Here is a 1,208-nt window from a genome sequence, read left to right as displayed (position 1 = left end):
CCCTCAAAGGTTCTGGCACGCTGAGCAAAAATATCCAGAATCAGTCCGGTGCGGTCGATGACACGGCATTCCAGCTCTTTTTCAAGGTTTCTTGCCTGACTAGGCGACAAAGCGTGATTAAACAGAACAACTTCAGCCCTTTGCTGAAACACGGATTGACGGATTTCTTCAACTTTGCCAGGACCCACAAAATAGCGGGGAGAAGGAGACCGCACGTTCACTGTGATAAAAGCCAGAGTTTCAACACCAGCGGAACGAACCAGCTCCATAAATTCCTGCGGATCTTCCCGTTCCTTGTCTTCACTCATATCCGGATGAACAAGGATTGCACTTTCACCACCTTCATGGCGTTCAAAAAACAAACAGAACTCCTGAAATTATTTTCTTTCACAAGGGACCAGTGACCATAAAGCAGACGTCGTTCCCGGATGACTCAAGACCAGATGGCATTATGGCAGGACGACAATGTTTCTCTTATGGCTGCTAACTGCGACCGGAACCATTCATTTACGCAGCAGAGAGTATTAAACGACCTGAATTATTCGTTAAAAACAAGCTGCCAGCGTGTCAGTATACCGCCCGATTATTGTTCTACACAGCTGTTTCTTCCATATGACACTGTTCATAGTGGAAAATGCTTCAATCGTAGACGCAGTGTTTATAAAACTCTTAAACGTCAAAAGGCGCTACGAAAGCGCCTTCTAATCAACCAGCAAAAAGTTTATTCCTGCTCGTCGTGCTCGGCCATGCCTTCCTGCCCCTGCATCGGCAGACGTACCGGACGGCTTGGCACTACAGTTGATACTGCGTGCTTGTAAACCATCTGGCTAACAGTGTTTTTCAGAAGGATTACGAACTGATCGAATGATTCGATCTGTCCCTGGAGTTTGATGCCGTTTACCAGGTAAATGGAAACCGGCACGCGCTCTTTACGCAGCACATTAAGGTAAGGGTCTTGTAGAGAATGCCCTTTTGACATTTCTGTACTCCTTATTAATTCTCGGGTTTTTGAATAGCCTTTGTTCACTTCTAGTTGGGCTATTCGCTCGACCGGCAGTGCCAGTACCTGATTGTTCAATCTGTGTACAGCCCAGAAATTCAGCCGGGCAACAGTAAGCGAAGCCCCACACTGCCATCAATAGGTAATACTAGCTACTCATACCGGACCTGCAGAAACTATTGCAGGTGCTCACGTACCAGCCTTTTCC

1 protein-coding gene and 1 pseudogene are annotated in these 1,208 nt (G+C 46.9%); both read right to left on the bottom strand.

From position 1 onward, the window contains the following. A pseudogene (locus KDK18_RS12040) lies at positions 1–362 on the bottom strand (GTPase HflX); the annotation flags it as partial. Between the two features lie 359 nt (positions 363–721). Beyond that, entirely contained in the window at positions 722–979 is a 258-nt protein-coding gene (gene hfq, locus KDK18_RS12035) for an RNA chaperone Hfq (RefSeq protein WP_034836467.1), read from the bottom strand. Positions 980–1,208 lie beyond the last annotated feature (229 nt).

The sequence above is a fragment of the Endozoicomonas sp. SESOKO3 genome (assembly GCF_024606255.1).
Note: the sequence above shows the minus strand (reverse complement) of the source record. Positions and strands in the feature narration are given on the sequence as shown.

Coding starts and splice junctions, on each gene's coding strand:
- hfq (WP_034836467.1), bottom strand. CDS start 979: ATGTCAAAAGGGCATTCTCTACAAGACCCTTACCTTAATGTGCTGCGT.